General features: G+C 63.4%; 20 protein-coding genes and 1 tRNA gene. 14 read left to right on the top strand and 7 right to left on the bottom strand.

Annotated features, from left to right (window positions below; all coding sequences use genetic code 11):
* Positions 1-182 precede the first annotated feature (182 nt).
* From BX591_RS10210 to BX591_RS10200, 3 genes are all read left to right on the top strand, one after another.
* Positions 183-1,121 carry a carbohydrate ABC transporter permease gene (locus tag BX591_RS10210; protein WP_111930798.1) on the top strand — a complete coding sequence of 313 codons (939 nt, stop codon included), beginning with the start codon at positions 183-185 and terminating at the stop codon, positions 1,119-1,121.
* A complete protein-coding gene (locus tag BX591_RS10205) occupies positions 1,111-1,968 on the top strand; it encodes a carbohydrate ABC transporter permease (RefSeq protein WP_111930796.1) in 858 nt (285 codons plus the stop codon). The genes BX591_RS10210 and BX591_RS10205 overlap by 11 nt, the downstream gene beginning before the upstream one ends.
* A 105-nt stretch (positions 1,969-2,073) precedes the next feature.
* Positions 2,074-3,189 carry an ABC transporter ATP-binding protein gene (locus BX591_RS10200; protein ID WP_111930794.1) on the top strand — a complete coding sequence of 372 codons (1,116 nt, stop codon included), beginning with the start codon at positions 2,074-2,076 and terminating at the stop codon, positions 3,187-3,189.
* Positions 3,190-3,324: 135 nt separating this feature from the next.
* Here the strand turns inward: BX591_RS10200 and BX591_RS10195 are convergent, their stop codons facing one another.
* Both BX591_RS10195 and BX591_RS10190 read right to left on the bottom strand, forming a co-directional pair.
* Positions 3,325-4,242 (bottom strand): LysR family transcriptional regulator, encoded by a 918-nt coding sequence (locus BX591_RS10195; protein ID WP_111930792.1) that lies wholly within the window; start codon positions 4,240-4,242, stop codon positions 3,325-3,327.
* Positions 4,243-4,411: 169 nt separating this feature from the next.
* A complete protein-coding gene (locus BX591_RS10190) occupies positions 4,412-5,071 on the bottom strand; it encodes a glutathione S-transferase family protein (protein WP_111930790.1) in 660 nt (219 codons plus the stop codon).
* Between the two features lie 331 nt (positions 5,072-5,402).
* On the opposite strand from BX591_RS10190, the gene BX591_RS10185 reads away from it, so the two are divergent.
* The 4 genes from BX591_RS10185 (at position 5,403) to fliD (ending at position 10,596) form a co-directional block, all read left to right on the top strand.
* Complete coding sequence (locus tag BX591_RS10185) at positions 5,403-5,645, top strand: hypothetical protein (RefSeq protein ID WP_111930788.1); 243 nt, start codon at positions 5,403-5,405, stop codon at positions 5,643-5,645.
* A gap of 85 nt (positions 5,646-5,730) precedes the next feature.
* On the top strand, positions 5,731-7,236 hold the full coding sequence (locus tag BX591_RS10180) for a flagellar hook protein FlgE (protein WP_111930786.1): 1,506 nt from the start codon (positions 5,731-5,733) through the stop codon (positions 7,234-7,236).
* Positions 7,237-7,582: 346 nt separating this feature from the next.
* Positions 7,583-8,731 carry a flagellin gene (locus BX591_RS10175; RefSeq protein ID WP_111930784.1) on the top strand — a complete coding sequence of 383 codons (1,149 nt, stop codon included), beginning with the start codon at positions 7,583-7,585 and terminating at the stop codon, positions 8,729-8,731.
* 353 nt (positions 8,732-9,084) lie between these two features.
* Entirely contained in the window at positions 9,085-10,596 is a 1,512-nt protein-coding gene (gene fliD / locus BX591_RS10170) for a flagellar filament capping protein FliD (protein WP_111930782.1), read from the top strand.
* Positions 10,597-10,677: 81 nt separating this feature from the next.
* On the opposite strand, the gene BX591_RS10165 is transcribed toward fliD, so the two are convergent.
* From BX591_RS10165 to trxB, 3 genes are all read right to left on the bottom strand, one after another.
* Positions 10,678-11,298: a trimeric intracellular cation channel family protein gene (locus BX591_RS10165; protein ID WP_111930925.1), complete on the bottom strand. Its 621-nt coding sequence runs from the start codon at positions 11,296-11,298 to the stop codon at positions 10,678-10,680.
* 13 nt (positions 11,299-11,311) lie between these two features.
* A complete protein-coding gene (locus BX591_RS10160; protein WP_111930781.1) occupies positions 11,312-12,070 on the bottom strand; it encodes a Smr/MutS family protein in 759 nt (252 codons plus the stop codon).
* 209 nt (positions 12,071-12,279) lie between these two features.
* Positions 12,280-13,281: a thioredoxin-disulfide reductase gene (trxB, locus tag BX591_RS10155; protein ID WP_111930780.1), complete on the bottom strand. Its 1,002-nt coding sequence runs from the start codon at positions 13,279-13,281 to the stop codon at positions 12,280-12,282.
* A 345-nt stretch (positions 13,282-13,626) separates the two neighbouring features.
* On the opposite strand from trxB, the gene BX591_RS10150 reads away from it, so the two are divergent.
* The 3 genes from BX591_RS10150 (at position 13,627) to BX591_RS10140 (ending at position 18,329) form a co-directional block, all read left to right on the top strand.
* Complete coding sequence (locus tag BX591_RS10150) at positions 13,627-15,942, top strand: DNA translocase FtsK (RefSeq protein ID WP_111930778.1); 2,316 nt, start codon at positions 13,627-13,629, stop codon at positions 15,940-15,942.
* Positions 15,943-16,186: 244 nt separating this feature from the next.
* Entirely contained in the window at positions 16,187-16,924 is a 738-nt protein-coding gene (lolA, locus tag BX591_RS10145; protein ID WP_111930776.1) for an outer membrane lipoprotein chaperone LolA, read from the top strand.
* A 232-nt stretch (positions 16,925-17,156) separates the two neighbouring features.
* Positions 17,157-18,329: a Fic family protein gene (locus BX591_RS10140; RefSeq protein WP_111930774.1), complete on the top strand. Its 1,173-nt coding sequence runs from the start codon at positions 17,157-17,159 to the stop codon at positions 18,327-18,329.
* A 43-nt stretch (positions 18,330-18,372) separates the two neighbouring features.
* On the opposite strand, the gene BX591_RS10135 is transcribed toward BX591_RS10140, so the two are convergent.
* A complete protein-coding gene (locus BX591_RS10135) occupies positions 18,373-19,293 on the bottom strand; it encodes a LysR family transcriptional regulator (protein WP_111930772.1) in 921 nt (306 codons plus the stop codon).
* A gap of 182 nt (positions 19,294-19,475) precedes the next feature.
* Here BX591_RS10135 and speB point away from each other — a divergent pair, with 182 nt between their 5' ends.
* On the top strand, positions 19,476-20,465 hold the full coding sequence (speB, locus tag BX591_RS10130; RefSeq protein ID WP_035552395.1) for an agmatinase: 990 nt from the start codon (positions 19,476-19,478) through the stop codon (positions 20,463-20,465).
* A gap of 98 nt (positions 20,466-20,563) precedes the next feature.
* Here the strand turns inward: speB and cytX are convergent, their stop codons facing one another.
* Positions 20,564-21,880: a putative hydroxymethylpyrimidine transporter CytX gene (gene cytX, locus BX591_RS10125; protein ID WP_111930770.1), complete on the bottom strand. Its 1,317-nt coding sequence runs from the start codon at positions 21,878-21,880 to the stop codon at positions 20,564-20,566.
* Positions 21,881-22,345: 465 nt separating this feature from the next.
* On the opposite strand from cytX, the gene BX591_RS10120 reads away from it, so the two are divergent.
* The 3 genes from BX591_RS10120 (at position 22,346) to BX591_RS10110 (ending at position 25,351) form a co-directional block, all read left to right on the top strand.
* The gene (locus BX591_RS10120) at positions 22,346-23,659 is read left to right on the top strand and encodes a replication-associated recombination protein A (RefSeq protein WP_111930768.1); all 1,314 of its coding nucleotides are present in this window, start codon (positions 22,346-22,348) and stop codon (positions 23,657-23,659) included.
* A gap of 111 nt (positions 23,660-23,770) precedes the next feature.
* Positions 23,771-25,066 (top strand): serine--tRNA ligase, encoded by a 1,296-nt coding sequence (gene serS / locus BX591_RS10115; protein WP_111930762.1) that lies wholly within the window; start codon positions 23,771-23,773, stop codon positions 25,064-25,066.
* A gap of 195 nt (positions 25,067-25,261) precedes the next feature.
* Positions 25,262-25,351 (top strand) — tRNA-Ser (locus tag BX591_RS10110).
* Positions 25,352-25,418 lie beyond the last annotated feature (67 nt).

The raw sequence follows: 25,418 nt of genomic DNA, 5'->3' as shown, positions 1-25,418 counted from the left end.
AGCGGCGCGCCCGGCGTGACTCCACGCACACCGGGCGCGCCCTTCAGACCGCCGGTTACGCCGACTGGTTTGTCGGCGGGCGGTTTCACCTCTGGATTCATCGAGTCACACCCAGGCCGTTGCCGCCTTGCGTCTGTCGGGCGCGAGTACCGCGGCGGTTCAGTTTCAGCAGGAGTCGAGTAGTGACTGCTTCTATCAGCGGAAACGGGAAAACGGCCACCGCCGCCCGCCGCGCGTCGCCGATGGCGGCGCTTGCCGATCGCTGGATTCCGAAGCTGGTGCTCGCACCCAGCGTCGTGATCAGCCTGATCTTCGTGTATGGCTTTATCGCAATTACCGGCTATCTGTCGCTGTCCAATTCGCGGCTGATGCCTCGCTATGAGTTCGTCGGTCTCGACCGTTATCGCGAGCTCTTCGATAACGACGTGTTCTGGACCTCGGCGGCCAACCTCGGCTGGTTCGGGATTCCGTTCATCGGTATCTGTATCGGTCTCGGTCTGTTCCTCGCGATCCTGCTCGATCAGCAGATCCGCAACGAAGGCGCGCTGCGCGCCGTGTTCCTGTACCCGATGGCGTTGTCGTTCATCGTGACGGGTACGGCGTGGCAATGGATCATGACGCCGAGCGTCGGCCTCGAAAAGGTATTCCATGACTGGGGTTGGACCAGCTTCTCGTTCAGCTGGCTGGGCGACCCGGACAAGGCCATCTTCTGCGTCGTGATCGCGGCCGTCTGGCAATCCACCGGCTTCGTGATGGCGCTGTTCCTCGCGGGTCTGCGCGGTGTCGACGGCGAGATCTTCAAGGCGGCGCAGATGGACGGCGCAGGGCTGCCCACCATCTACCGCAAGATCGTGATTCCGAGCATGCGTCCGGTGTTTTTCTCCGTGCTGCTGATTCTCTGCCACATCACGATCAAGACCTTCGACCTGGTCGTCGCGCTGACCGCGGGCGGTCCGGGCACGTCCTCATCGCTGCCGGCTATTTTCATGTACACGTTTTCGTTCAATCGCGGGCAACTGGGCGTCGGCGCGGCTTCGTCGATGATGATGCTCGCCACCGTCGTCGCCGTGCTCGTGCCGCTGATGTATCTGGAATCGAGGAGCACCCGCAATGCAGCCTAAGATGACGATCAGCCGCGCCGTCATTTATGCGGCCTTGATTCTGTTCGCCCTGTACTTCCTGTTCCCGCTGTACGTGATGCTGTCCACGTCGTTCAAGGACATCGATCAGTTGCGTACCGGCAATCTGTTGACGCCGCCCACGCACTGGACCATCGATCCGTGGATCAAGGCATGGAGCGGCGCCTGTACGGGGGTGCGCTGCGACGGTATGCAGCCGTTCTTCATGAACTCGGTGCGGATGGTGATTCCCGCCGTGCTGATCTCGTCGATCATCGGCGCGTTCAACGGCTATGTGCTGACACACTGGCGTTTCCGCGGCGCGGACCCGATCTTCACGATGATTCTGGTCGGCTGTTTCATTCCGTTCCAGGCGATCCTGCTGCCGATGGCGCGCTTCGAAGGCATGTTGGGCCTGTCGAACACGACGACCGGTCTGGTGGTGGTGCACGTGATCTACGGGATCGCCTTCACGACCATGTTCTTCCGCAACTTCTACGTCAGCATTCCGGCTGAACTCGTGAAAGCCGCGCGGATCGACGGTGCGGGTTTCTTCACGATCTTCACGAAGATTCTGATGCCGGTGTCGCTGCCCATTTTCATGGTCTGCCTGATCTGGCAATTCACGCAGATCTGGAATGACTTCCTGTTCGGGATCGTGTTCTCCGGCGTCGATTCGATGCCGATCACGGTGGCGCTGAACAACCTCGTGAACACCTCGACCGGCGTGAAGGAATACAACGTGGACATGGCCGGCGCGATCATCGCGGCGCTGCCCACCTTGCTGGTCTACATCGTCGCCGGACGCTATTTCGTGCGCGGCCTGACGGCGGGCGCGGTGAAGGGCTGAAGCCGGGCTAAACCATCCGAGGACGACGGCGCTTCATATGAACCGCGCCGCCGTCACCCGACAAGACGTTTTCAAGCAGTACCAGAGACAAAGAGGATTCACAGCATGGCAAGCCTTTCCATCCGTGACGTGTACAAGACCTACCCGAACGGGGTGCCGGTTCTGAAGGGTGTCAACATCGACATCGAAGACGGCCAGTTCCTGATTCTGGTCGGCGGCTCGGGCTGCGGTAAGTCGACGCTGCTCAACATGATCGCCGGCCTCGAAACCGTCACCAAGGGCGAGATCCAGATCGACGGCAAGACGGTGAACAACCTGTCGCCGAAAGATCGCGATATCGCGATGGTGTTTCAGTCGTATGCGCTGTATCCGTCCATGACGGTGCGCGAGAACATCTCGTTCGGCCTGAACATCCGCAAGGTGCCGAAGCAGGAGCAGGCACAGATCGTCGACCGGGTGTCGAACACGCTGCAGATCACGCACCTGCTGGACCGCAAGCCGGGGCAATTGTCCGGCGGCCAGCGTCAGCGCGTGGCGATGGGCCGTGCGCTCGCGCGCGATCCGGTGATGTTCCTGTTCGACGAGCCGCTGTCGAACCTCGACGCGAAGCTGCGCATCGAGATGCGTTCGGAAATCAAGCTGCTGCATCAACGCCTCGGCACGACGATCGTCTACGTGACGCACGATCAGATCGAAGCGATGACGCTCGGCGACCGCATCGCCGTGATGAAAGACGGCATCGTGCAGCAATTCGGCGCGCCGCAGGAAATCTACGATTCGCCGTCGAATCTGTTCGTAGCCGGCTTCATCGGCGCGCCGCCGATGAACTTCATTCAGGGCAAGCTGGTGGAGCAGGGCGCAGGTGTTGCGCTCGAACTGGACACGGGCGTCACGCGTGCCGCGTTGAACCTGCCGTTCGATTCGGCCAAGGTCAAGTCGCACGTGGGCCGCGATGTGATTCTGGGTCTGCGCCCGGAACGCATCACCGACGCGCGCGGCGCGCACGGCGACAACGCGCAGCTGCAGCCGATCGAATTGAAGGTCGACGTGATCGAGCCGACGGGACCGGACACGCTGGTGTTCGCGCAGGTCAACGGCAAGCGTATCGTGAGCCGCGTACACCCGGCGTCGAACCCGCAGCCGCTGACGAACGCCACGCTGTTGTTCGATACGTCGAAGGCGGTGCTGTTCGATCCGTCGAACGAAGAGCGGATTGCCTGATTGATGGTGGGAACCTGACTGCCTCACTGCATAGTCGGGTTCTGCAAAGAAAAACCCCATGCGTTTTTTCAACGCATGGGGTTTTTGCTTTTGTTTTTGGGGCGCGTGATACCTGCCGCCGATCGCGCTTGCCGCTCAGGCGTCCGCTATGCGCAGATCGGGATTGTTGCGCGACAGCTCGCTGACCCAATCGATAAACGCACGTAGCCGCGAACTCAGATTGCGGCGATGCGCGTACAGAATCGACAACGGGGTGCTCGGGCTCGTGTGGTCGGTCAGGATTTCCTTCAGCGCACCTTCCTTGATCAGATCGGCCACCATGAAACGCGACGGTTGAATGATGCCGTGGCCGAGCGCGGCCGCACCGATGTAGACCGAACCGTCGTTCACGGCAAGCACGCTTTTCAGCGTGACCCGGGCGATCTCGCCGGCCACTTCGTATTCGAACGGGAAGGTTCGGCCGGTGCGCGCCGAGACGTAATTGACCGCGCGATGCTCGCTCAATTCCTCCAGCGTGGTGGGCGTGCCGTGCTGCTCCAGATAGGCCGGCGACGCGCACGTCACGATGCGCGCCTGGCCGATGCGCCGCGCCACCAGACTCGACTCTTCGGGCGTGCCCATGCGGATCACGCAATCCACGCCGTCCTGGATCAGATCGATATTGCGATCCGCGAGTCCGAGCCGCACGTCGATCTCGGGGTACTGACGGTAAAAATCGTCGAGCGCGGGCAGCAGCAGCGCCCGCGCGAGCGTGCCGGACGTGTCCACGCGGATCGTGCCAGCCGGATTTTCGCGCTTGTTCGACAGCGACGATTCGGCCTCGGCGACTTCGGCGAGGATGCTCACGCAGCGCTCGTAGAAGGCCGCGCCGTCTTCGGTGACGCTGACCTGGCGCGTCGAACGGTTCAGGAGACGCACGCCGACGTGTTCCTCCAGCGCCTGGATCGTGCGGCTGACTTTGGCGCGGGGCAGGTCGAGCGATTCGGATACTTTGGTGAAGCTGTTGGCCTCCACCACCCGCGTAAATATCTCCATCGCTTCGAAACGGTCCATGTTTTTTGCCTTATGAGTAATGGGCGGAATTGGGTTTCGACGTGAAGTGTATAGGGTGGAAATCCTGTTGTCGCAGTGGGGTTTTGCCGGCAGCGAAGGATGTGCCCGCGCGGCGCTGCGCCGGCCCCGTGGCTGGGGCCGCGCGCGCAGGGCCGACGACCGTGTCCGACTAATCGCGCTCAGGCGCGCCGAGCGGAAAGTACGAGCGATACGGCCGCGCTTCGTCGACCGCGCGCGCGAACGATGGGCGCGCCAGCAGGCGCTTGCGGTATGCCAGCACGTGCGGATACGCCGCGCCGATGCGGTGGGTCCAGTCCGCGTAGAACAGGAACGGCGCGGCGCCGCAATCGGCGAGACTGAAGTGGTCGCCGGCGGCCCACTCGCGTTGCGTCATCACATCGTTCAGCCAGCCGTATGCGGTGTCGAGCATGGCGCGCGCTTCGGCGACGCCGGTCGGATCGCGCTCCGCTTCCGGACGCAGGCTGTCGAACACGATCCGCTGCTGCGGCGTCGAGATGTAATTGTCGAAGAAACGATCCATGCCGCGCACCTCCAGCGCCGCGAGCGGATCAGCCGGCAGCAGCCGCACCGGGCCGGGATGCACGAGACCGAGGTACTCGATGATGACGCTCGCCTCCATCACGGTCCGGTTGCCGTCGACCAGCAGCGGAAAGCGCTTGATCGGCCAGAGCGCGGCGAATTCCGCCATGACCTGCGGGTCGTCGTGCGCGAGCTTGCGCAGTTCGAACGGCGTGCCGTTTTCGTAAAGCGCGATCAGGACCTTCTGGCAGTAAGAAGAGAAGGGATGGGCATAAAGCTTCAGGGTCATCGTGGTCACCGTGGGCGGTTGCTGGGCGCGCTGTCGTGGCGCAACGACGGCCGCAGGGCCGTTTACCCGACGACGAACGATAACAGCGGAAATCGACATGCGCGGATAGCGCGCCGAGGCCGTCGTCGTGATGAGCCCACCCTGCGTAAAAACCGCGCATAGGCTTGCACAGCCGCATTCCTACGACAAATCTTCACAATGTTTTCGAGAAATATCGCGTAACATTTGAAACAATTGTAAGAATGCGGGTGTGGCGGATAGATAGTCCAGATCGACGGGCTCGGGGCGTCGCACCAAAAACAGCGAATAACTCGGCGCACGGAGCCTTTGCATGTCATCGATCACCACCACGTCGGTCAGCGCGTCGACCGCCAGTGCGCAGAACCAGATGCCATCCGCAGCCCAATCGTTTACCGGCGATTCGACTGGTAATGGCGCGATGAACGTGTCGGACCTCGTTTCACACCTCGTTTCACACCTCGTGTCGGCGCTGGCGGATGCGAATACCGCTCCGTTGCAGCGGGCCGTCGCACCGCTTCCCGACAGCTTATCCGGCGACGCGACGAGCGTCTGACATTGCGGGGCGCTGAAATCACGGCGCCGCGTCCCTCTTCAGAACGACACCACCGAAGTTACGATTTTCCAGAACGGAGACCACGATGGGATACCAGCAAGGTTTAAGTGGGGTGACGGCCGCGTCGCAGAATCTCGACGTGATCGGCAATAACGTCGCCAACTCGCATACAGTCGGCTTCAAAAGCGGCTCCGCGCAATTCGCCGACATGTACGCCAATTCGGTGGCGACCGCGGTGGGCAATCAGGTTGGCATCGGCACCCGGCTTGCCGAAGTACAGCAGCAGTTTTCGCAAGGCACGATCAGCAGCACCAACCAGGCGCTCAACGTCGCGATCAACGGTAATGGGTTTTTCCAGTTGTCGAACAACGGGACGGCGGTCTACTCGCGCAACGGCGTGTTCCAGCTCGACAAGAACGGTTTCATCACCAACGCGCAAGGCCTGAAACTGATGGGTTTCGGCGCGAACGGCGCGGGTGTCGTCAATACCGCGCAAACCGTGCCGCTCAGCGTGCCGACCGCGAATATCGCGCCGCAGGCCACCACGAAGATCGTCGCCGGTCTGAACCTGAATGCGCAGGACAAGCTGATGCTCGGCACGCCGACCGTCACGCCCGGCGCGAACACCGGCACGCTCACCACGCCCGGCGCGACCATCACGCACCCGGCTTCGGGCACCAACAACGACAACTACACCGTCAGGTTCACGAGCGCGACCGCCTACACGGTGACCGACAACACACTCGGCACGTCGACCACCGGCACCTACACGGCCGGCACCGCGATCCCGCTCGGCAACGGTCAGACCATCACGTTCAATGGTCTGCCGGCCACGAACGACAGCTACACGATCGCGCCCACGCCGATCGCGTTCAACCAGAACAGCTCGACCACGTACAACTACTCGACCAGCACGACGGTCTACGATTCGCTCGGCGGCTCGCAGACGGTCAACCTGTACTTCGCCAAGACGGCGGCCGGCGCGTGGAATGTCTACGCGGGGCCGTCGAGCGGCGCGGCGCAACTGATCGGCCACGCGAATTTCAATTCGTCGGGCACGCTGCTCGGTACCACGGACAAGACCGGCGTCGCCACCGCCACGCCGTTCGTGTTCAACTTCGGTGTGCCGACCACGGACGGTTCGTCCACGCCGCAGAATCTGACGCTGAACATCGGCGGCACGACGCAGTACGGCGGCAAGAATGGCGTGAACACGCTGCAACCCGACGGCTACGCCGCCGGCACGCTGACGAGCTTCACGATTGCCGCCGACGGCACGCTGACCGGCAACTACTCGAACCAGCAAACCACTGCGCTCGGTCAGATCGCGCTGGCGAACTTTTCGAACCAGAACGGTCTGGTGAACCTCGGCAACAACGAGTTCCAGCAGACGTCGCAATCGGGCGTCGCGCAGATTTCGGCGCCGGGTTCGACGAATCACGGCGTCCTGCAAGGCGGCGCGGTGGAGAACTCGAATGTCGATCTCACCAGCGAACTGGTCAAGCTGATTACCGCGCAACGCAACTATCAGGCGAACGCGCAGACGATCAAGACGCAAAAGACCGTCGACCAGACCTTAATGAATCTTTAAGCCGTCGCAACGTTGCTTAAAAACGCCGATCGATAAACTTTGCGCGATATTCGCGCGAGGCGGTAAGTGTTTATCGTTAAAGGGCTTTTCTTCGCGAGTCGGGGTATCGGCTCGCGAAGCAGGCTGGTAAAGGCCGAGCGGGTAAGACTGTACCAGTTAGTTAGGATCGCAAATGGGATGAGTCGGGCTTGACAAATATCGACAAAACTTATTTGGATAAAATTTTGATAAATCTCTCAAGTTTCGTTGGCGTGGGCCGTCATTGGTGATGCGGTAGACATCTATTGAATGATTCCGCCGTTGCCGATGTCGGTAAAAAATCCAATGCTTATTTGAGAGATCTTCCATGCTCGGAATCAATAGCAATATCAACTCGCTGGTTGCGCAACAGAACCTGAACGGCTCGCAAAGCGCTCTCTCGCAAGCCATCACGCGTCTGTCTTCGGGCAAGCGCATCAACAGCGCGGCCGACGACGCGGCAGGTCTGGCGATCTCGACGCGTATGACGACGCAGATCAACGGCCTGAACCAGGGCGTGTCGAACGCCAACGACGGCGTGTCGATGATTCAAACCGCGTCGAGCGCACTGTCGTCGCTGACCTCCAGCCTGCAACGTATTCGCCAACTGGCTGTGCAGGCATCAACCGGCACGCTGTCGTCGAGCGACCAGGCTGCGCTGCAGAAGGAAGTGTCGGCGCAGATTTCGGAAGTGAACCGTATCGCGTCGCAAACCACGTACAACGGCACGAACATTCTGGACGGCTCGGCAGGTAACGTGACGTTCCAGGTCGGCGCGAACGTTGGCCAGACCATCAGCCTGAACCTGAGCCAGTCGATGTCGGCAGCGAAGGTCGGCGGCGGTCTGGTGCAAACCGGTCAAACCGTCGGCACGGTGTCGGTCAGCGTCGACAACACGGGTACGTACACGTCGGCAGCGAGCCCGGCCATCACGGCCATCAACGTGTTGTCGGACGGCAAGGGCGGTTTCACCTTTACCGACCAGAACAACCAGGCAATCGCGCAAACCGTCGCAGCAGCCGTGTTCGGCTCGGGCGCAACGGCGGGTACGGGTACGCAAGGTACGGCGCTGGCACTGCAGGCCGCAGCAACGACGACGGCAGGCGCAGGTTCGGCAGCTCAGGCTTCGGCCGTGGCGCAGATCAACGCGATCAACACGCCGCCGACGGTGTCGAACCTGAACATCAGCACGGTGACGGGCGCGAATCAGGCCATGGTGTCGATCGACAACGCACTGGCTACGGTCAACAACCTGCAGGCATCGCTGGGCGCCGCGCAAAACCGCTTCACGGCCATCGCCACGTCGCAGCAAGCTGAGTCGACCGACCTGTCGTCGGCACAGTCGCAAATCACGGACGCCAACTTCGCACAGGAAACGGCGAACCTGAGCAAGGCGCAAGTGCTGCAACAAGCGGGTATCTCGGTGTTGGCGCAAGCTAACTCGAACCCGCAGCAAGTTCTGAAGCTCCTCCAGTAAGACGAGCTGACGTAGTCAAGGCGGGGCGCGCTGTCATCGGGCAGTCGCGCCCCGCCGGCTTCAAATACCCGGGACGCGCCAAGCGTCGGGTGTCGCTGTTCCCTCTAAAAGTGATGTTGAAACGCATCACGTCTATTTTTGAGCGCAAAGCGCTCAAATCTCCCATTTTCAAGAATTCAAAACCGATTACGCCGGCCAATCTCCGGAAAATTGTCACGTTTGCTTCAAGAAATATGGTGTAACATTTGAAAAAAATGTAAGCGACGCCGATGTAACCGGATAAAGGGCGCAACTGAACAGGCCCGGGGCGTCACACCAGAGATCACGAACCACTCGACGCACGGAGCCATGGCATGTCTACGATCAACACTACGTCGGTCAATCAGGCGACCTCCAACGCACGCAACCAGGTGCAGCAGGCGGCGCAATCCATCATCAGCGGTTCGACCGGCAATTCGAGCATGGACGTCGCAAGCCTCGTGTCGGCGCTGGTGAATGCGAAGACGGCGGGTCAGTCGGCGGCATTGCAAGCCCGGCAAACCACCGACAACACCACGCTGTCCGCGTACGGCGCACTGACATCGGCGCTGAGCGCGCTGCAGGCGGCGATCAAGAATCTGTCGGACGGCACCACGCTGTCGACCTTCGCGGCCACGGCCAGCGGCAAAGGACTCGACCCGAAGGCGGGCGTCGGCGCCGTGCCTGGCAGCTACACCGTTGAAGTCAAGCAGATCGCCACGTCGCAGAGCCTCGCGTCCGCCGCGTTCGGCGCGACCACGCAACTGGGTACCGGCACGTTGAGCATCGCGGTCGGCGGCAAGTCCATGGACATCACGGTCGACAGCAAGAACAACACGCTCGGCGGCATTGCCGACGCGATCAACAAGGCGAGCAACAACCCCGGCGTCACGGCCACGATCGTGACCGGTACGGGCGGCGCCCACCTCGTGCTGCGCGCGGCCGCCACCGGCGCGGCCAACACGATCGACGTCACCACCAGCAACGTGCAGAACGACGTGGGCCTCGCGGCGCTCGGCGTCAAATCGACGCCCGGTGCGGACGGCGCGGCGTCCACGTTCGTTTCGTCGGACAGCACCAAGGCCTGGCGTCAGAGCGAGGCCGCGCAGGACGCGCTGCTTGCCATCGGCGGGATCGACGCGCGCAGCGCGACCAACGCCGTGACCGACGCGATCTCCGGCGTATCGCTGAATCTGTCGCGCGACGCGGTCGGCACCACGCAGACGCTGACCATCGCGCCGGACACCACCGCACAAAACACCGCGATCACGAATTTCGCGAACCTGTACAACACGGTCGTCACGACGGTCAACAAACTGTCCTCGTACGACAAAACGTCGAAGACGGGCGGCGCGCTGCTCGGCGACTCCACGTTGCAGACCATCAAGAATTCGCTGGCGTCGATTATCGGCGGCGGGGTGGGCAAGGGCACCTCGACGGTGAGCCTCGCGCATATCGGCATCACGCTGAAGGGCGATCCGGCGGACGGCACGCTGGTGATCGACAACGCGAAGCTGAGTTCGGCGCTCGGCACCGCGCCGGCACGCGTGTCGCAGTTGTTCAACACGACCGACGGGCTCGGCGCGAAGCTGAACAGGAGTATTACGGAGTTCACGAGGACCGGCGGCATCATCGACACGCGCAACAGCGCGTTGAACGCCGATCTGAAGAGTGTCACCGCGCAGCAGTCCAAGCTTGCCGACTACGCGACGCAGTTGACCAGGCAGTATCAGAGCCAGTTCACCGCGTTGAACACGCTCATGGCGACGATGAACAACAACTCCGCCTATCTGACGGCGCTGTTCGGCGGCTCTAAGAGCGCGGGCGCGCTGGCCACCAATAAGTAAGCGTGAAGGGCGCTGCATCGTCCAGGTTTGGGGTGATGCAGCGTTCCATATGGCGTGCGCCCGATCGACTCTCTCTCGCCGTCAGTGCGGTAACCGCACGTTGAACCGGAACGTCAGCAGCCGCGCGAGCAGGATAAAAGCCGTCGCGATCAACACGCTATACACGGTATCGACGTTCGCGTAGTCCAGCAGCACATATAGCCAGCAACCCACGAACGCGCAGGTCGCGTAAGGCCGCGAGTCGCGCAGGATCAGCGGCACTTCATTGCACAACACGTCGCGGATCACACCGCCGAATACGCCTGTCAGCACACCCATCATCACCGCAGTGAACCACGGCATCTGCGCGTCATGCGCGATCGACGTGCCCGCGATACTGAACAAACCCAGGCCGATGGCATCCGCGACCAGCAGCACGCGCTCAGACAGCAGGCGCGAGGTCATCTTCAACAGCATGGGCGCGAACAGCGACATCACGAAGATCGCGATCAAATAACCCTGATGCTCGACCCAGTAGAACGGCCGACGCTCCAGCAACACGTCGCGCAACGTGCCGCCGCCGAAAGCCGTGGCGATCGCCACGAGGAAGGTGCCGACAGCGTCGAGCCGGCGCGTCCGCGCTTCGATGAAACCGGAAATCGCGTACGCGAAAATCGCCAGCGCTTCCATGAGGGTCAGCGCCAGCGTCAGTCTCGGATGGATCACCGCGGTGGCCTCAGGATTTGGCGTGCGCCGGCAGCGCGCCCGGCTGCAGCAGCACGACCACCGCGCCGGCGCCGCCGTCGTGCGGACGCGCCTGACAGAATGCGATGACTTCGGACTTCTGCACGAGCCACGCGCGCACTTTGCCCTTCAGCACCGGCTCCTTGCCGATCGACCCCAACCCCTTGCCATGAATCACGCGCAAACAGCGCAAGCCGCGCTTCACCGACTCGCGGATGAATTCGGCCAGCGCCTCGCGCGCTTCTTCCCGCCGCATGCCGTGCAGGTCGATTTGCGCCTGCACGATCCAGTCGCCGCGCCGCAGTTTGCGCACGACTTCCTGACTGACACCGGGGCGGCAATACGACAGCGTCTCGTCGGTGTCGAGCAGTACTTCGGGATCGAACTCGTCGGAGATCGCTTCGTGCAGGACGGCTTCTTCGTCGAGTCGGGTTTGCACCGGCAGCGGCGGCGGAGGATTACGCGGCAGCGTGGCACGTGGCGGCACGGCCAACGGCGCCACTGCGCCGATTTCGCGGCGGAACAGATCCGCGTCGGCCGTTGCTTCGCGCTGCGCTGCCGCGGCGGCGGCACGCGCGCGCTCGCGCCGCTGCGTTTCGCCCTTCAACGCGTCGCGCAGCGCGCCGAGACCGGCAAGACCGGCCGCCGGTTCGAGCTTCGTCTGGGCGACGGGAACAGCGGGTTCCGGCGCCGGCCTGGCGGCGGTGCGGGCGCGCTTCGGTTCGTTGGGGTGGGGCTGGTTTTTCGGCATATCGGGAATACAACGCAGACAAGGAGATCGATCGCGCGACGCTGATCACGAACGGCATGGCGACACTGGACGCCTGAAATAGGACGCATGCCGCAGACGCAAAAAAGGCCGCGGGCTTGTCAGCCGCGGCCTTTTATCAGGCAGGCGACCGGGCCACGCCCAGCCGCCATTTTACCGTTGCGCGAGGCGTTGCCGCCGGGCGCCGTGCATCAACGTTCGGCTTCCTGGCTCATGGCATGCTCGCCCGCCATCTCGTCGATGGTTTCCAGGTAGCGTTGCGCGTCGAGCGCGGCCATACAGCCGGTGCCCGCACTGGTGATCGCCTGACGGTAGACGTGGTCCTGCACGTCGCCGGCCGCGAACACGCCCGGCACGCTGGTGGCGGTCGCGAAACCGTTCAGACCGCCCTTGGTGATGATGTAGCCGTTCTTCATCTCCAGCTGGCCCGCGAAAATGTCCGTGTTCGGCTTGTGGCCGATCGCGACGAACAGGCCTTGCAGCGCGATGTCTTCCGTTGTGCCGGTTTGCGTGTGCTTGATACGCAGGCCGGTCACGCCGGTCTGGTCGCCGGTCACTTCGTCGAGCGTGTGGTTCCACTTGATCTCGACCAGGCCTTCCTTTTCTTTCGCCAGCAGACGGTCGATCAGGATCGGCTCGGCGCGGAACTTGTCACGACGATGAATCACCGTCACTTTCTTCGCGATGCCGGACAGGTAGAGCGCTTCTTCGACCGCGGTATTGCCGCCGCCGATCACGGCCACGTGCTGCTGCTTGTAGAAGAAGCCGTCGCAGGTGGCGCACGCCGACACGCCCTTGCCCATGAACGCTTCTTCCGACGGCAGGCCGAGGTACTGCGCCGACGCGCCCGTCGCGATGATCAGCGAGTCGCAGGTGTATTCGCCCGAATCGCCGATCAGGCGGATCGGTTTTTCGTCGAGTTTGGCCGTGTGAATGTGGTCGAACAGGATCTCGGTGTTGAAGCGCTCCGCGTGCTCCAGGAAGCGCGTCATCAATTCCGGACCTTGCACGCCGTGCGCATCCGCGGGCCAGTTTTCGACGTCGGTCGTGGTCATCAACTGACCGCCCTGGGCGAGACCCGTGACCAGCACCGGCGCCAGGTTGGCGCGCGCCGCGTAGACCGCAGCCGTGTAGCCGGCCGGGCCGGAACCGAGAATCAGAACCTTGGCGTGTTTCGTGGAAGTAGCGGGCATGATCGAATCCTTTTACGGCGCCCGGCTCGCCCATGCGAGGCCGTGCGACTTGAGCTGAAACTACAGATGGGGTGTCAGTCGGGCATTATAAAGGGCGGGGCGCGAGCCTGCTCCATGAAGCTTTCCGATCGCGCCGATAGGGTTGCGGATGGGATTGCCGCGCGCGCCACGGCGCGTTGGCGCAGCCAATCGGCCAAGTTACCGTCATTTACAGCCTTGCGCGGGACACTGCGTTTACAATAGGCCGGATCGAAGTTTCCGGTCGCCGCGAGCGCTTCCGCAGCCGCGCTGGGCGAGGCGCCAGCCGGGAATCGGCCGTACGTGGCCCCACACGCAACAGGATCAATGGCAAAAGCTCCCTATTCCGCGAGCGCGCAGGCATTGCCGCACCGCATGTCGCGCCTTTTCACCGAAATCCGCTGGATCCTGCAGGTGGCGCTCGGCGTGTTCCTGCTCATGGCGCTCGTCAGCTACAGCCGGCGCGACCCGAGCTGGACCCACGCCGCGCAGGTCGACCATATCGGCAACTGGGCGGGCCGTGTCGGCGCCTGGACGTCTGACATCCTGCTGTTGCTGTTCGGCCTGTCCGCCTACTGGTGGATCGTGCTGCTCGGCCGCCATATCTCCGCCAACTACAAGCGCATCACCCGCAACGAAGACGTCCAGGAAGACAAGCCGCGTGACGTCAGCTGGCTCGCGGACGCGTTCGCGTTCATGCTTGTGCTGCTTGCCTGCGACGGTATCGAGGCGCTGCGCATGTGGTCGCTGAAAGTGCAATTGCCGCGCGCGCCCGGTGGCGTGATCGGCGAGGCGGTGGCGCGTGGAGTCTCGCATGCGCTCGGTTTCACCGGCGGCACGCTGGCCTTGCTGATCGCGCTCGCGATCGGTTTGTCGCTGTATTTCCGTTTTTCGTGGCTGTCGGTGTCGGAAAAGGTCGGCGAGTCGATCATTTCCGCCGTCACGTTCGCGAAGCTGCGCCGCGAAGCCGGCCGCGACCGCAAGCTGGGTGAAGCGGCGGCGGTGAAGCGCGAAGGCAAGGTCGAAAAGGGCCGCGTGCGGATCGAGGAACACGAGCCGGTCGTGATCGTGCCGCCGGTCGTCACGCCCGCCAAATCGGAGCGCGTCGAGAAAGAACGCCAGGTGCCGTTGTTCACCGATCTACCGGGCGACTCCACCTTGCCGCCCATCTCGCTGCTCGACGCCGCGCCGGTCGCGCAGGAAACCATTTCCGCCGACACGCTCGAATTCACCTCGCGGCTGATCGAGAAGAAGCTCAAGGACTTCGGCGTCGAAGTGAGCGTGGTCGCCGCATATCCGGGGCCGGTCGTCACGCGTTACGAAATCGAACCGGCCACGGGTGTGAAGGGCAGCCAGATCGTCGGTCTGGCGAAAGACCTGGCGCGTTCGCTGTCGCTGGTGTCGATCCGTGTGGTCGAGACCATTCCGGGCAAGAATTTCATGGCGCTGGAATTGCCGAACCTGCGCCGTCAGACCGTGAGCCTGTCCGAGATTCTCGGCTCGGCGGTCTACGCGGACGCCGCGTCGCCGCTCACCATGGGGCTCGGCAAGGACATCGGCGGCAAGCCGGTGTGCGCCGATCTCGCGAAGATGCCGCACCTGCTGGTGGCGGGCACGACCGGGTCGGGCAAGTCGGTCGGGATCAACGCGATGATTCTGTCGCTGCTCTATAAGGCGAGCGCCGACCAGGTCCGCATGATCCTGATCGATCCGAAGATGCTCGAAATGAGCGTCTATGAAGGCATTCCGCATCTGCTGTGTCCGGTGGTCACGGACATGCGCCAGGCCGGCCACGCGCTCAACTGGGCGGTCGCCGAAATGGAGCGCCGCTACAAGCTGATGAGCAAGCTCGGCGTGCGTAACCTCGCCGGCTACAACAACAAGATCGACGAAGCCGCCAAGCGCGAGGAAAAGCTGCCGAATCCGTTCAGCCTCACGCCGGACGATCCGGAGCCGCTGTCGCGCCTGCCGAATATCGTGGTCGTGATCGACGAACTGGCCGACCTGATGATGGTGGTCGGCAAGAAGGTCGAAGAGCTGATCGCGCGGATCGCACAGAAGGCGCGCGCGGCCGGCATCCATTTGATCCTCGCCACGCAGCGGCCGTCGGTCGACGTGATCACCGGCCTGATCAAGGCCAACGTGCCGACGCGGATGGCCTTCCAGGTGTCGTCGAAGATCGACTCGCGCACCATTCTCGATCAGCAGGGCGCAGAATCGCTGCTCGGCATGGGCGACATGCTGTATCTGCCGCCGGGCAGCGGCTTGCCGGTGCGCGTGCACGGCGCGTTCGTCTCAGACGAGGAAGTGCATCGCGTGGTCGACAAGCTCAAGGAGCAGGGCGAGCCCAACTACATCGAAGGCATTCTCGAAGGCGGCGTGACGGGCGAAGGCGACGAAGGCTCGGCGGGTGCCGGTGGAACCGGAGCGGGCGACGGCGAGTCGGACCCGTTGTACGACCAGGCGGTCGACGTGGTGTTGAAGAACCGCCGTGCTTCGATCTCGCTGGTGCAGCGGCATCTGCGCATCGGTTATAACCGCGCGGCGCGCCTGCTCGAGCAGATGGAAAACTCGGGCGTGGTGTCGGCCATGTCGTCGAACGGCAATCGCGAGATTCTCGCGCCGGCGCGGGAAGCGGAATAAGCGTCGCGGCGTTCATGGCGCCTGCGGCGCGGTGCGGTGCGCAGGTCGCGCCGCACTAAGGCCCGTTTAAGGCTCGCCACCTAAGCTGTGTGGCATTGGGCTGCCGACAAGCCGCTCGAGGCTTGAACCTGGCGCGAGCCATGAGCCACGCGGGCCACGAGCCGCGAGCCACGGCAGCGCGGCCACCTCGTGCAGACCCGCCGCCGCGACCGCTCAACGAATTCAATCAAGGGAGAAAAATACCATGCAGCTATTCGCGCAGCAGCACGCTCGACAGAGTGCTCATCAATCCGTCCGCTTTGGGCGCCTCGCGCGCACCGTTGTGCGTGGCATCGGCAGCGTGGCGATCGGCGCGTCGATGCTGATGGCGTCGCAGGCCTTCGCGAGCGGCACCGAGCAATTGAAGGCGTTCGTCGCGCAAGTCCATTCGGCGCGCGGCACCTTCGTGCAGCAGGAAGTGCGTGCGCCGAGCAAGGCGCAAGGTGCAAGCGGCGTGTTGTCCACCAGCGGCGCCGGCAAGACCGGCACGTCGAGCGGCACGTTCACGTTCGCGCGTCCCGGCAAGTTCATCTGGCAATACGAGAAGCCGTATGCGCAACTGCTCCAGGCGGACGGCGACAAGCTCTACGTGTACGACAAGGATTTGAATCAGGTGACGGTGCGCAGCCTGGGCGGCGCGCTCGGCGCGAGCCCGGCGGCGATCCTGTTCGGCAGCAACGATCTGGACAAGAACTTCACGCTGCGCGATGCGGGCGTGAAGGCCGGCATCGATTGGCTGGAACTAACGCCGAAGGCGAAAGACACGCAATTTCAACGCGTGGGCATCGGCTTCAAGGACGGCAACCTCGAAGCGATGGAGTTGCACGACGTGTTCGGCAACGTGACCCTGCTGACCTTTTCGAACATTCAGAAGAACCCGCCGCTGCCCGCGGATGCGTTCAAGTTCACGGTGCCGAAGGGTGCGGACGTGATCAACGGGTAAGCGTGTGCGGCAGGCGTCAGGCTTGTCGCCAGGCCCGTTGTTGCGTGTGTTGAGTTTGCCAGAAGCCTCTGCCGGTCGATGACCGACAGAGGTTTTTTTGTATCGCCCCGAGTATCGACTCACATTTTGAGTCGATTGAGCGCTCAATCGACTCAGCGTCGACTATACTTAAATTCGACTCACGCTATGAGTCGATTAAAGCCCGCAATCGACTCAAGGCTCATCCACCGCCATGCCTTCGACGCATTCCTTTATCTGGCAAGCCCCCACGTGGCCCGGCATGCACTATGACATCGTTCAGGTGAGCGCCGAACTGGCCCGTGCGCATCGCGCTCAGGGCGTGGTCGAGGGCAAGTTGGCGGGTCTGGGCTTCGAGCAGCGCCTCGAACTCGCCGCCGAAGCCTGGAGTCAGGACGCCGTCGCAACGGCCGCTATCGAAGGTGAACGCATCAACCTTACCGCGGTGCGTTCGTCCGTGGCACGGCGGCTCGGTGTCGGCAATCAGGAGGGCGCCAATGCGCCTCGAAACGTGGAAGGCCTGCTCGACATCATGGACGACGCTGTGCTGCAAAGGGCGGAGCCACTCTCGAATGAGCGTCTGTGCGCCTGGCAGGCGGCGCTTTTCCCGACCGGCTACTCGGGCATGACGAAAATTCTCGTCGGGGCCTACCGCGAGCATGCCGAGCCGATGCAAGTGGTCAGTGGGCGCCTGGGGCGCGAAAGAGTGCACTACGAGGCGCCCTCGTCGGCCCGCGTCCCCGCCGACATGCAGCAATTCCTTGACTGGTTCAACGCCACGACCGAGCACGACAGTCTGGTCAAGGCAGCACTCGCTCACCTGTGGTTCGAGACGATTCATCCCTTCGAGGACGGCAATGGCCGCGTCGGCCGAGTTCTCATCGACCTCGTGCTGGCCCGCGAAAACGGCGAGATCAGCCGGTTGATCCGTATTTCGCAGCGCCTGCTCGACAAACGGCGCGACTACTACGAGCAGCTCGAACGCGCCCAGCATGGCGATCTGGACGTGAGCGCATGGGTTCTATGGTTCGTGGAACAGGTGCGGGTGTCCTGCGAAGAGGCGTCCAGTGTCATGGACGCCGCGCTCGGTAAAGCCCTGTTCTGGATCGACCATCGTGACAAGGTATTGACCACGCGGCAACGCAAAGTCGTCAACCTGCTGCTCGACGCCGGTCCCCGCGGCTTCGAAGGCGGTATGAACACGAGGAAATACGAGAGCGTCGGCGGCACCTCGCGGGCCACCGCGTCGCGCGAGCTGGTCGAACTCGAAAACATGGGCATTCTGGAGAAGGTCGGTGCGGGTCGCTCGACTCGTTACTACCCCAGCATTCCAGGGTGGGGACCGGAAGACACGAGCCTCGTGGAGACGAAATCTCGCGAGGGTTGATCTGCTGCCGTTCGGCGGCTTGAATCCCCTCGCAACGGCCGCGCTACTCCTCCACCTTCAGAACCTGCGCCGGATGCGCGGCCTTCATATCGTCGATAAACGCCTCGACGATATCCGTGCGATGCTGCCGCCCCCGCGTCACCATGTGAAACGCGACGCGGTAGCGCATCAGCTCCGGATTCAACGCCGCGAGCAGGCCCTGCCTGACGAACGGCGCCGCGAAATGTCCGGGCAAATAGCCGAGGTGATGCCCGGACAGGACGAGCATGGCGACCGCTTCCATATTGTCCGCCACGGCGGTCACGTTCTGCGGCGTGGTCGAACTCTCGGCCTCGGGCAGCGGATAACTGCGCCACGCCCATTCATGCTGCGCGGCCTCGGCGGGCGGCACCGCGCCCGCTTGCGCGAACAGCGGATGCCCCTTCGCGCAGTACGCGAGCTGATCTTCGGCGAACACCTCGGTGTAGTCGAGCGACGGCACGCGATGCCAGAAATAGCCGATGCCAACCTGAATCCGCCCATTGAGCAGCAACTCTTCCAGCTCACCCGGCGAGCGCACCAGAATCGAAAACCGCACCGATTGATCGCGCGCCCGGAAACGGCCGATCGCCTCGCTGATACGGGCGCTGGCCGACACCGGCGTATGGCCGATCATGCCGATGTCCAGCGTGCCGACCAGCTTGCGGCCGACGTTGCGGGCCTGCATGCCGAACGTATCCACCGCAGCCAGCAGCGCGCGCGCCGCGTCGATGAATTGCTCGCCGCGCGCGGTCAGGCTGAAGCCGCCGCGGCCGCGTTCGCACAGCCGGTAGCCGAGGCGGGTTTCGAGCGTGGCGAGTTGCGTGCTGATAGTCGACTGGCCGACGTTGAGGGTTGCCTGGGCAGGCGACACACCGCCCGCGTCGACAATGGCGAGAAACACGCGGATCAGCCGCAGGTCGAGATCGGTGAGTTGAGAGAACATGCGTCAGGATACATCGCTGAAAATCGATGTGAAGTTTATTCCGTTCGTATTTTAACTTCAGGGAAACTGCTTAAGAATCCAGATTCGCCCGGCAAGGTGCGCTTCTCATGCTTTCTCCTCGGCCGGTTCGCACGTTTTTCGCTTGCAGCCCCTTTGCAGCGCCTTTTCATTGCCGAGCCACGATGAAACCTTCTTCCTTCATTTCCCCCGACGCCGGCGAACGGCCGCAGCCGCTCTCCGGCAACGCCATGCCCCGCTGCGGCGGCATCGCGACGATGATGCGCCTGCCGAACGTCGGCTCGGCCGAAGGGTTCGACGCCTGCTTCGTCGGCGTGCCGTTCGATCTGGGCACCTCGAACCGTACCGGCGCGCGTTTCGGGCCGCGCCAGATTCGCAGCGAGTCGGTGCTGCTGCGCCCATACAACATGGCGACGCGCGCCGCGCCGTTCGATTCGCTGCGGGTGGCCGATCTCGGCGACGTCGCGATCAATCCGTACAACCTGCACGACTCGATCGCGCGCATCGAAGCCGCCTACGACGAAATTCTCCAGCACGATTGCAAGCCGATCACGCTGGGTGGCGACCACACCATCGCGCTGCCGATCCTGCGCGCGATTCATCGCAAGCACGGCAAGGTCGGCCTGATTCACGTCGACGCGCACGCCGACGTCAACGACACGATGATGGGCGAGAAGATCGCGCACGGCACGCCGTTTCGCCGCGCGGTCGAGGAAGGTCTGCTGGATTGCGAGCGCGTCGTGCAGATCGGTTTGCGTGGCACGGGTTACGCGGCGGAAGACTTCGACTGGTGTCGCGATCAGGGCTTCGAGGTCGTGCAGGCCGAGGCGTGCTGGAACCAGTCGCTGGCGCCGCTAATGGCGCGCGTGCGCGAACGGATGGGCGACGGCCCGGTGTACATCACGTTCGACATCGACGGGATCGATCCGGCTTTTGCGCCGGGTACGGGCACGCCGGAAATCGCCGGGCTGACGGTGCCGCAAGCGCTCGAAATCATTCGCGGCTCGCATGGGCTGAATATCGTCGGCTGCGATCTGGTGGAAGTCGCGCCGCCGTACGATCCGTTCGGCACCACCGCGCTGCTGGGCGCGAATCTGGCGTTCGAATTGTTGTGCGTGCTGCCGGGCGTCGAGTATCGGGCTTCCACGCGCTAAGCCGCGAACCGCATCGCTCAAGTAGCAACTAGAAAAGGCCTGCATTGTGTGCAGGCCTTTTCGCATTTTCAGCCGACGCTACCGCGTGACTTCAGACTTCATGCATACGCAGTCTTGCGCACCGACACCAGCGCGAAGTAACACAGCGCGCCGATCGCCAGCGCGGGCAGCGTCGCGCCGAGATTCGGCAGCCATTGATTGATCGCCTGATACGACACGATACCGATCGCCCACGCGGCGAACGCGCTCAGATGCCAGCCGCCGGAGAAACCGTAACGGCCGTGCAGATCAGCGAGCACGGCGGCCTCGATCCGTCGTTTGCGAACGATGAAGTGATCCACCAGCACCACGCCGAACAGCGGCGCGAACACCGAGCCGATCAGCAGCAGGAAGTTCTGATACTTCGCCATCGGCACCAGCAGCGCGACCAGCGTGCAGAGCGCGCCGAATGCGGCCGACAGGATCGGCACGCTGCCGCGCGTCCAGAACGTGCCGGTCGAGACGGCGGCCGAGTGAATGTCGGCGAACGCGTTGTCGACTTCGTCGATCAGGATCAGCAGCAGCGCGAGGCCGCCGCCGGCTTGAGCCAGCGCGCCGGTCAGCAAGGCATCGCCGCCGCCGGCCGCGAGGCCGTAGATCGCGCCGAGCGCGTAGAACCACAGGTTCGCAATGCCGTAGCCGAGCAACGTGCCGCGGAACGTCTCGCCGGGTTTGCGGCCGAAGCGCGTGTAATCGGCGATCAGCGGCAGCCACGACAACGGCATGGCCACCACCAGATCGATCGCGCCGCCGAACGACATTTCGCCCGTGCCCGGACGGCGCATCAGCGCGGCCAGATCGTGTTTGGCCAGCAGGTTGTACGTGAGCCACGCCGCGCCCGCGAGCAGCAGCCAGATGCCCCACGTGCGCAGGAATTTACGCACGAACGAGAGCGGGCCGCTGATCGCCAGCAGCGTCGCCAGCAAGCCGAAGACCACGGTCCAGATCAGCGGCATCGAGAGGCCGAACGACTGTTTGGCGAGCGCGTCGGCGGAATCGCGCATCACGATCACTTCGAACGAACCCCAGCCGACCAGTTGCACCGCGTTCAACACGGCGGGCACCGAGGCGCCGCGCACGCCGAGCGTCGGCCGCAGCGACGACATCGCCGCGAGGCCGGTGTCGGTGCCGATCACGCCGGCGAGCGCGAGCAGCACCACGCCGATCGCACTGCCGATCACGATGGCCAGCAACGCGTGCGGCAGCGACAAGCCGGGCACCAGCAGCGCGCCTGCTTGCGCGACCAGCAGGCCAATGCCGAGTGAGAACCAGAGCGCGAAGGCGTCGCCGGTGCGGAACGCGCGACGCGCGTCGGGCACCGGCGTGAGCGGTGCGTAGGTGGAACCGGCGGCGCCGGCGAGTGGATCTTGAGCCATCTGTTCTTGTCCCTGTTCGTGTTGCTTGATCTATTGCTGAAATGACTGCTATCGGCCCGTTCGAATTTATGTGAGGGGGGCGTGGCCGCCGGTCGGCGTCGTCGCCGCCGCGGCGTCGGGCAGCGGCCGACCAACCCGTGATTATCGCTAAATCAGCTTACGGCTTGGGGTAGCGATGCTTCGGGTGCGATTCGGGCATGCTTCGGGCGTGAGTCGGGCGCGTTCGAGGCTGATTCGGCCGGTGCGCCGGCGCTGTTCTTCGAGGACCGCGTTCGAACGGGCGGCGTTCGCTACGCCGCCCGAATCCGCGTGGTCTTGCTGCGGCCGCCGTCACCGTCAGTCACTGTCATAATGCAGGACCTTGCCCGCACCTTTGCACGCTGAAGTGCCGGCCTGATTCATCCGGCAACCCGCCGCCTTCATACGGACCGCGTCCGGAAAAGCCGAGATCATCCCCAATACGTCATGTTTGAAGAAACCCGCGCCAATGTGCCGCTTGCCGAACGCCTGCGGCCCCGCAATATCGACGAAGTGATCGGCCAGAAGCATCTGCTCGGCGCGAACAAGCCGCTGCGGGTCGCGTTCGAATCCGGCGAAGCCCATTCGATGATTCTCTGGGGGCCGCCCGGCGTCGGCAAAACCACGCTCGCGCGGCTCATGGCCGATGCGTTTCATGCCGAGTTCATCGCGCTGTCGGCGGTGCTCTCGGGCGTGAAGGATATCCGCGAGGCTGTCGAGACCGCGCAGATTCATCGCGCGAACGGACACCAGACGCTGGTGTTCGTCGACGAGGTGCATCGTTTCAACAAGAGCCAGCAGGACGCGTTTTTACCGCACGTCGAGTCGGGGCTGTTCGTGTTCGTCGGCGCGACGACGGAGAATCCGTCGTTCGAAGTGAACAGCGCGTTGCTCTCGCGTGCCGCCGTCTACGTGCTGAAAAGCCTCACCGACGAGGAGCAGCGCGAGTTGCTCGAACGTGCGCAGCAGGAGCTCGGCGGCCTCACGTTCACCGACGAAGCGCGCGACGCCTTGATCGGCTCCGCCGACGGCGACGGCCGCAAGCTGCTGAACAACCTCGAAATCGTCGCCCGCGCGGCCGCGCAGCAGAAAACCACCGGGATCGACGGCGCGTTGCTCGGCAGTGCGCTCGCCGAGAATCTGCGCCGCTTCGACAAGGGCGGCGACGCGTTCTACGACCAGATCAGCGCGCTGCACAAGTCGGTGCGCGGCAGCAGCCCGGACGGCGCGCTGTACTGGTTCTGCCGCATGCTGGACGGCGGCGCGGACCCGCGTTATCTCGCGCGCCGTATCGTGCGGATGGCGTGGGAGGACATTGGTCTCGCCGACCCGCGCGCGGCCCGCATCGCGCTCGACGCCGCCGAAACCTACGAGCGCCTCGGCACGCCCGAAGGCGAACTGGCGCTGGCGCAGGCGATCATTTATCTGGCGGTCGCGCCGAAGTCGAATGCCGGCTACAACGCGTACAACGAGGCGCGCCGGTTCGTCGGCAAGGATCAGTCGCGCGGTGTACCGGTGCATTTGCGCAATGCGCCGACCAGGCTGATGAAGGAGCTCGGCTACGGTCACGAATACCGCTACGCGCACGACGAACCCGACGCGTACGCGGCCGGCGAGACATATCTGCCCGACAACATGCGTGATCCGCATTGGTACGAGCCGACGCCGCGCGGTCTGGAAGGCAAGATCGGCGACAAGATGGCGCGCCTGGCCGAACTGGATGCGCAGTGGCGCAGCGAGAACAAGCCTAAGAAGGACTGAGCTTTTGCGCGCGCTGCCGGCGTTCCGTGCGCGCTCGCCATCTAACGCACTGGCCGGCCACGCCGGTGCGTTAAAATCCCAGCTTCATACAACGAACACCCGCCCCATCCCATGCTCGACATTCAGCTGCTGCGCAAAGACCTCGACGGCGTCGCCAAACGCCTCGCCGACCGCGGCTATACCCTCGACGCGGCGGCTTTCACCGCGCTCGAAGCGGAACGCCGCGATACCCAGACCCGTACCGAAGAGATGCAGGCGCGCCGCAACAGCCTGTCGAAGCAGATCGGCGCGATGAAAGGCAAGGGCGAAGACACTTCGGCGCTGATGGCCGAAGTGGGGGGTATCGGCGACGAGATGAAGGCGTCGGCGGCCCGCCTCGAAGAAATTCAGAAGGGCCTGCAGGACCTGCTGCTCGGCGTGCCGAACCTCGCGCACGAAAGCGTGCCGCACGGCGTCGACGAAGCCGGCAATGTGGAAGTGCGCCGCTGGGGCACGCCGCGCCAGTTCGATTTCGAGGTGAAGGATCACGTCGACGTCGGCACGCCGCTCGGCCTCGACTTCGAGACCGGCGCGAAGCTGTCGGGCGCGCGCTTCACGATGCTGCGCGGCCAGATTGCGCGGCTGCATCGCGCGCTGGCGCAGTTCATGATCGACACGCATACGCAGCAGCACGGTTATACGGAGGTTTACACGCCGTACATCGTGAATCCGGAAATTCTGTACGGCACCGGCCAATTGCCGAAGTTCGCCGACGACATGTTCCGCGTCGAGAAGGGCGGTGAAGAGAATACGGTCACGCAGTATCTGATTTCCACGTCGGAGATTTCGCTGACCAACACGGTACGCGACAGCATCGTCGAAGCCGACGCGCTGCCGATCAAGCTGACCGCGCATTCGCCGTGCTTCCGCTCGGAAGCGGGCTCGTATGGCCGCGACACGCGTGGCCTGATTCGCCAACATCAGTTCGACAAGGTCGAGATGGTGCAGATCGTCGCGCCGGAGACGTCGTATGAAGCGCTCGAGCAGATGGTCGGCCATGCGGAAGCGATTCTGCAGAAACTGGAGTTGCCGTATCGCGTGATCACGCTGTGTACGGGCGACATGGGCTTCTCGGCCGCGAAGACCTATGACCTCGAAGTGTGGGTGCCGGCGCAGAACACGTATCGCGAGATTTCGAGCTGCTCGAATACCGAGTCGTTCCAGGCTCGCCGGATGCAGGCGCGTTTCCGCAATGCGCAGGGCAAGCCGGAGCTGCTGCATACGTTGAACGGTTCGGGGCTGGCGGTGGGGCGTACGCTCGTCGCCGTGCTGGAGAATTTCCAGAATGCCGATGGGTCGGTGACGGTGCCGACGGCGCTGCGTCCTTACCTTGGTGGAACGGAGCGGTTGGAAGTGGCGGCCGCTTGATGGTTTTCGGCGCGGCAGCGGCGGTCTGATGACGCTGCCCTTGCTGCTGCCGCGATCGCATGACCCGGCCTCTTTGAAGTTTTTTTGACGAGGGGCTTGGAAATCGGATTAAGCTGTTCTATAATCTTTCTCTCCCAAGCAACGACCCGCTTGGATCTGACGAATCAGTCTTATCGCTGGTGAGTTGGAAGACCCGGAAAGGTGGCAGAGTGGTCGAATGCGCTGGACTCGAAATCCAGTGTACCTTTAGGGGTACCGTGAGTTCGAATCTCACCCTTTCCGCCAAGATTCTTCAGAAAACCCCGCAAGTTTTTGACTTGCGGGGTTTTTTGTTTGGTGGCTGTCGAATCTC

The sequence above is a fragment of the Paraburkholderia bryophila genome, from assembly GCF_003269035.1.
Taxonomy (GTDB): Bacteria; Pseudomonadota; Gammaproteobacteria; order Burkholderiales; family Burkholderiaceae; genus Paraburkholderia; species Paraburkholderia bryophila.
The sequence above is the reverse complement of the archived record's forward strand: the minus strand, read 5'-3'. Positions and strand labels throughout refer to the sequence as shown.

Coding starts and splice junctions, on each gene's coding strand:
- BX591_RS10150 (WP_111930778.1), top strand. CDS start 13,627: ATGGCAAAAGCTCCCTATTCCGCGAGCGCGCAGGCATTGCCGCACCGC.
- BX591_RS10185 (WP_111930788.1), top strand. CDS start 5,403: ATGTCATCGATCACCACCACGTCGGTCAGCGCGTCGACCGCCAGTGCG.
- BX591_RS10175 (WP_111930784.1), top strand. CDS start 7,583: ATGCTCGGAATCAATAGCAATATCAACTCGCTGGTTGCGCAACAGAAC.
- BX591_RS10120 (WP_111930768.1), top strand. CDS start 22,346: ATGTTTGAAGAAACCCGCGCCAATGTGCCGCTTGCCGAACGCCTGCGG.
- serS (WP_111930762.1), top strand. CDS start 23,771: ATGCTCGACATTCAGCTGCTGCGCAAAGACCTCGACGGCGTCGCCAAA.
- BX591_RS10135 (WP_111930772.1), bottom strand. CDS start 19,293: ATGTTCTCTCAACTCACCGATCTCGACCTGCGGCTGATCCGCGTGTTT.
- speB (WP_035552395.1), top strand. CDS start 19,476: ATGAAACCTTCTTCCTTCATTTCCCCCGACGCCGGCGAACGGCCGCAG.
- BX591_RS10140 (WP_111930774.1), top strand. CDS start 17,157: ATGCCTTCGACGCATTCCTTTATCTGGCAAGCCCCCACGTGGCCCGGC.
- fliD (WP_111930782.1), top strand. CDS start 9,085: ATGTCTACGATCAACACTACGTCGGTCAATCAGGCGACCTCCAACGCA.
- BX591_RS10205 (WP_111930796.1), top strand. CDS start 1,111: ATGCAGCCTAAGATGACGATCAGCCGCGCCGTCATTTATGCGGCCTTG.
- BX591_RS10200 (WP_111930794.1), top strand. CDS start 2,074: ATGGCAAGCCTTTCCATCCGTGACGTGTACAAGACCTACCCGAACGGG.
- BX591_RS10190 (WP_111930790.1), bottom strand. CDS start 5,071: ATGACCCTGAAGCTTTATGCCCATCCCTTCTCTTCTTACTGCCAGAAG.
- trxB (WP_111930780.1), bottom strand. CDS start 13,281: ATGCCCGCTACTTCCACGAAACACGCCAAGGTTCTGATTCTCGGTTCC.
- BX591_RS10160 (WP_111930781.1), bottom strand. CDS start 12,070: ATGCCGAAAAACCAGCCCCACCCCAACGAACCGAAGCGCGCCCGCACC.
- BX591_RS10180 (WP_111930786.1), top strand. CDS start 5,731: ATGGGATACCAGCAAGGTTTAAGTGGGGTGACGGCCGCGTCGCAGAAT.
- BX591_RS10195 (WP_111930792.1), bottom strand. CDS start 4,242: ATGGACCGTTTCGAAGCGATGGAGATATTTACGCGGGTGGTGGAGGCC.
- lolA (WP_111930776.1), top strand. CDS start 16,187: ATGCAGCTATTCGCGCAGCAGCACGCTCGACAGAGTGCTCATCAATCC.
- cytX (WP_111930770.1), bottom strand. CDS start 21,880: ATGGCTCAAGATCCACTCGCCGGCGCCGCCGGTTCCACCTACGCACCG.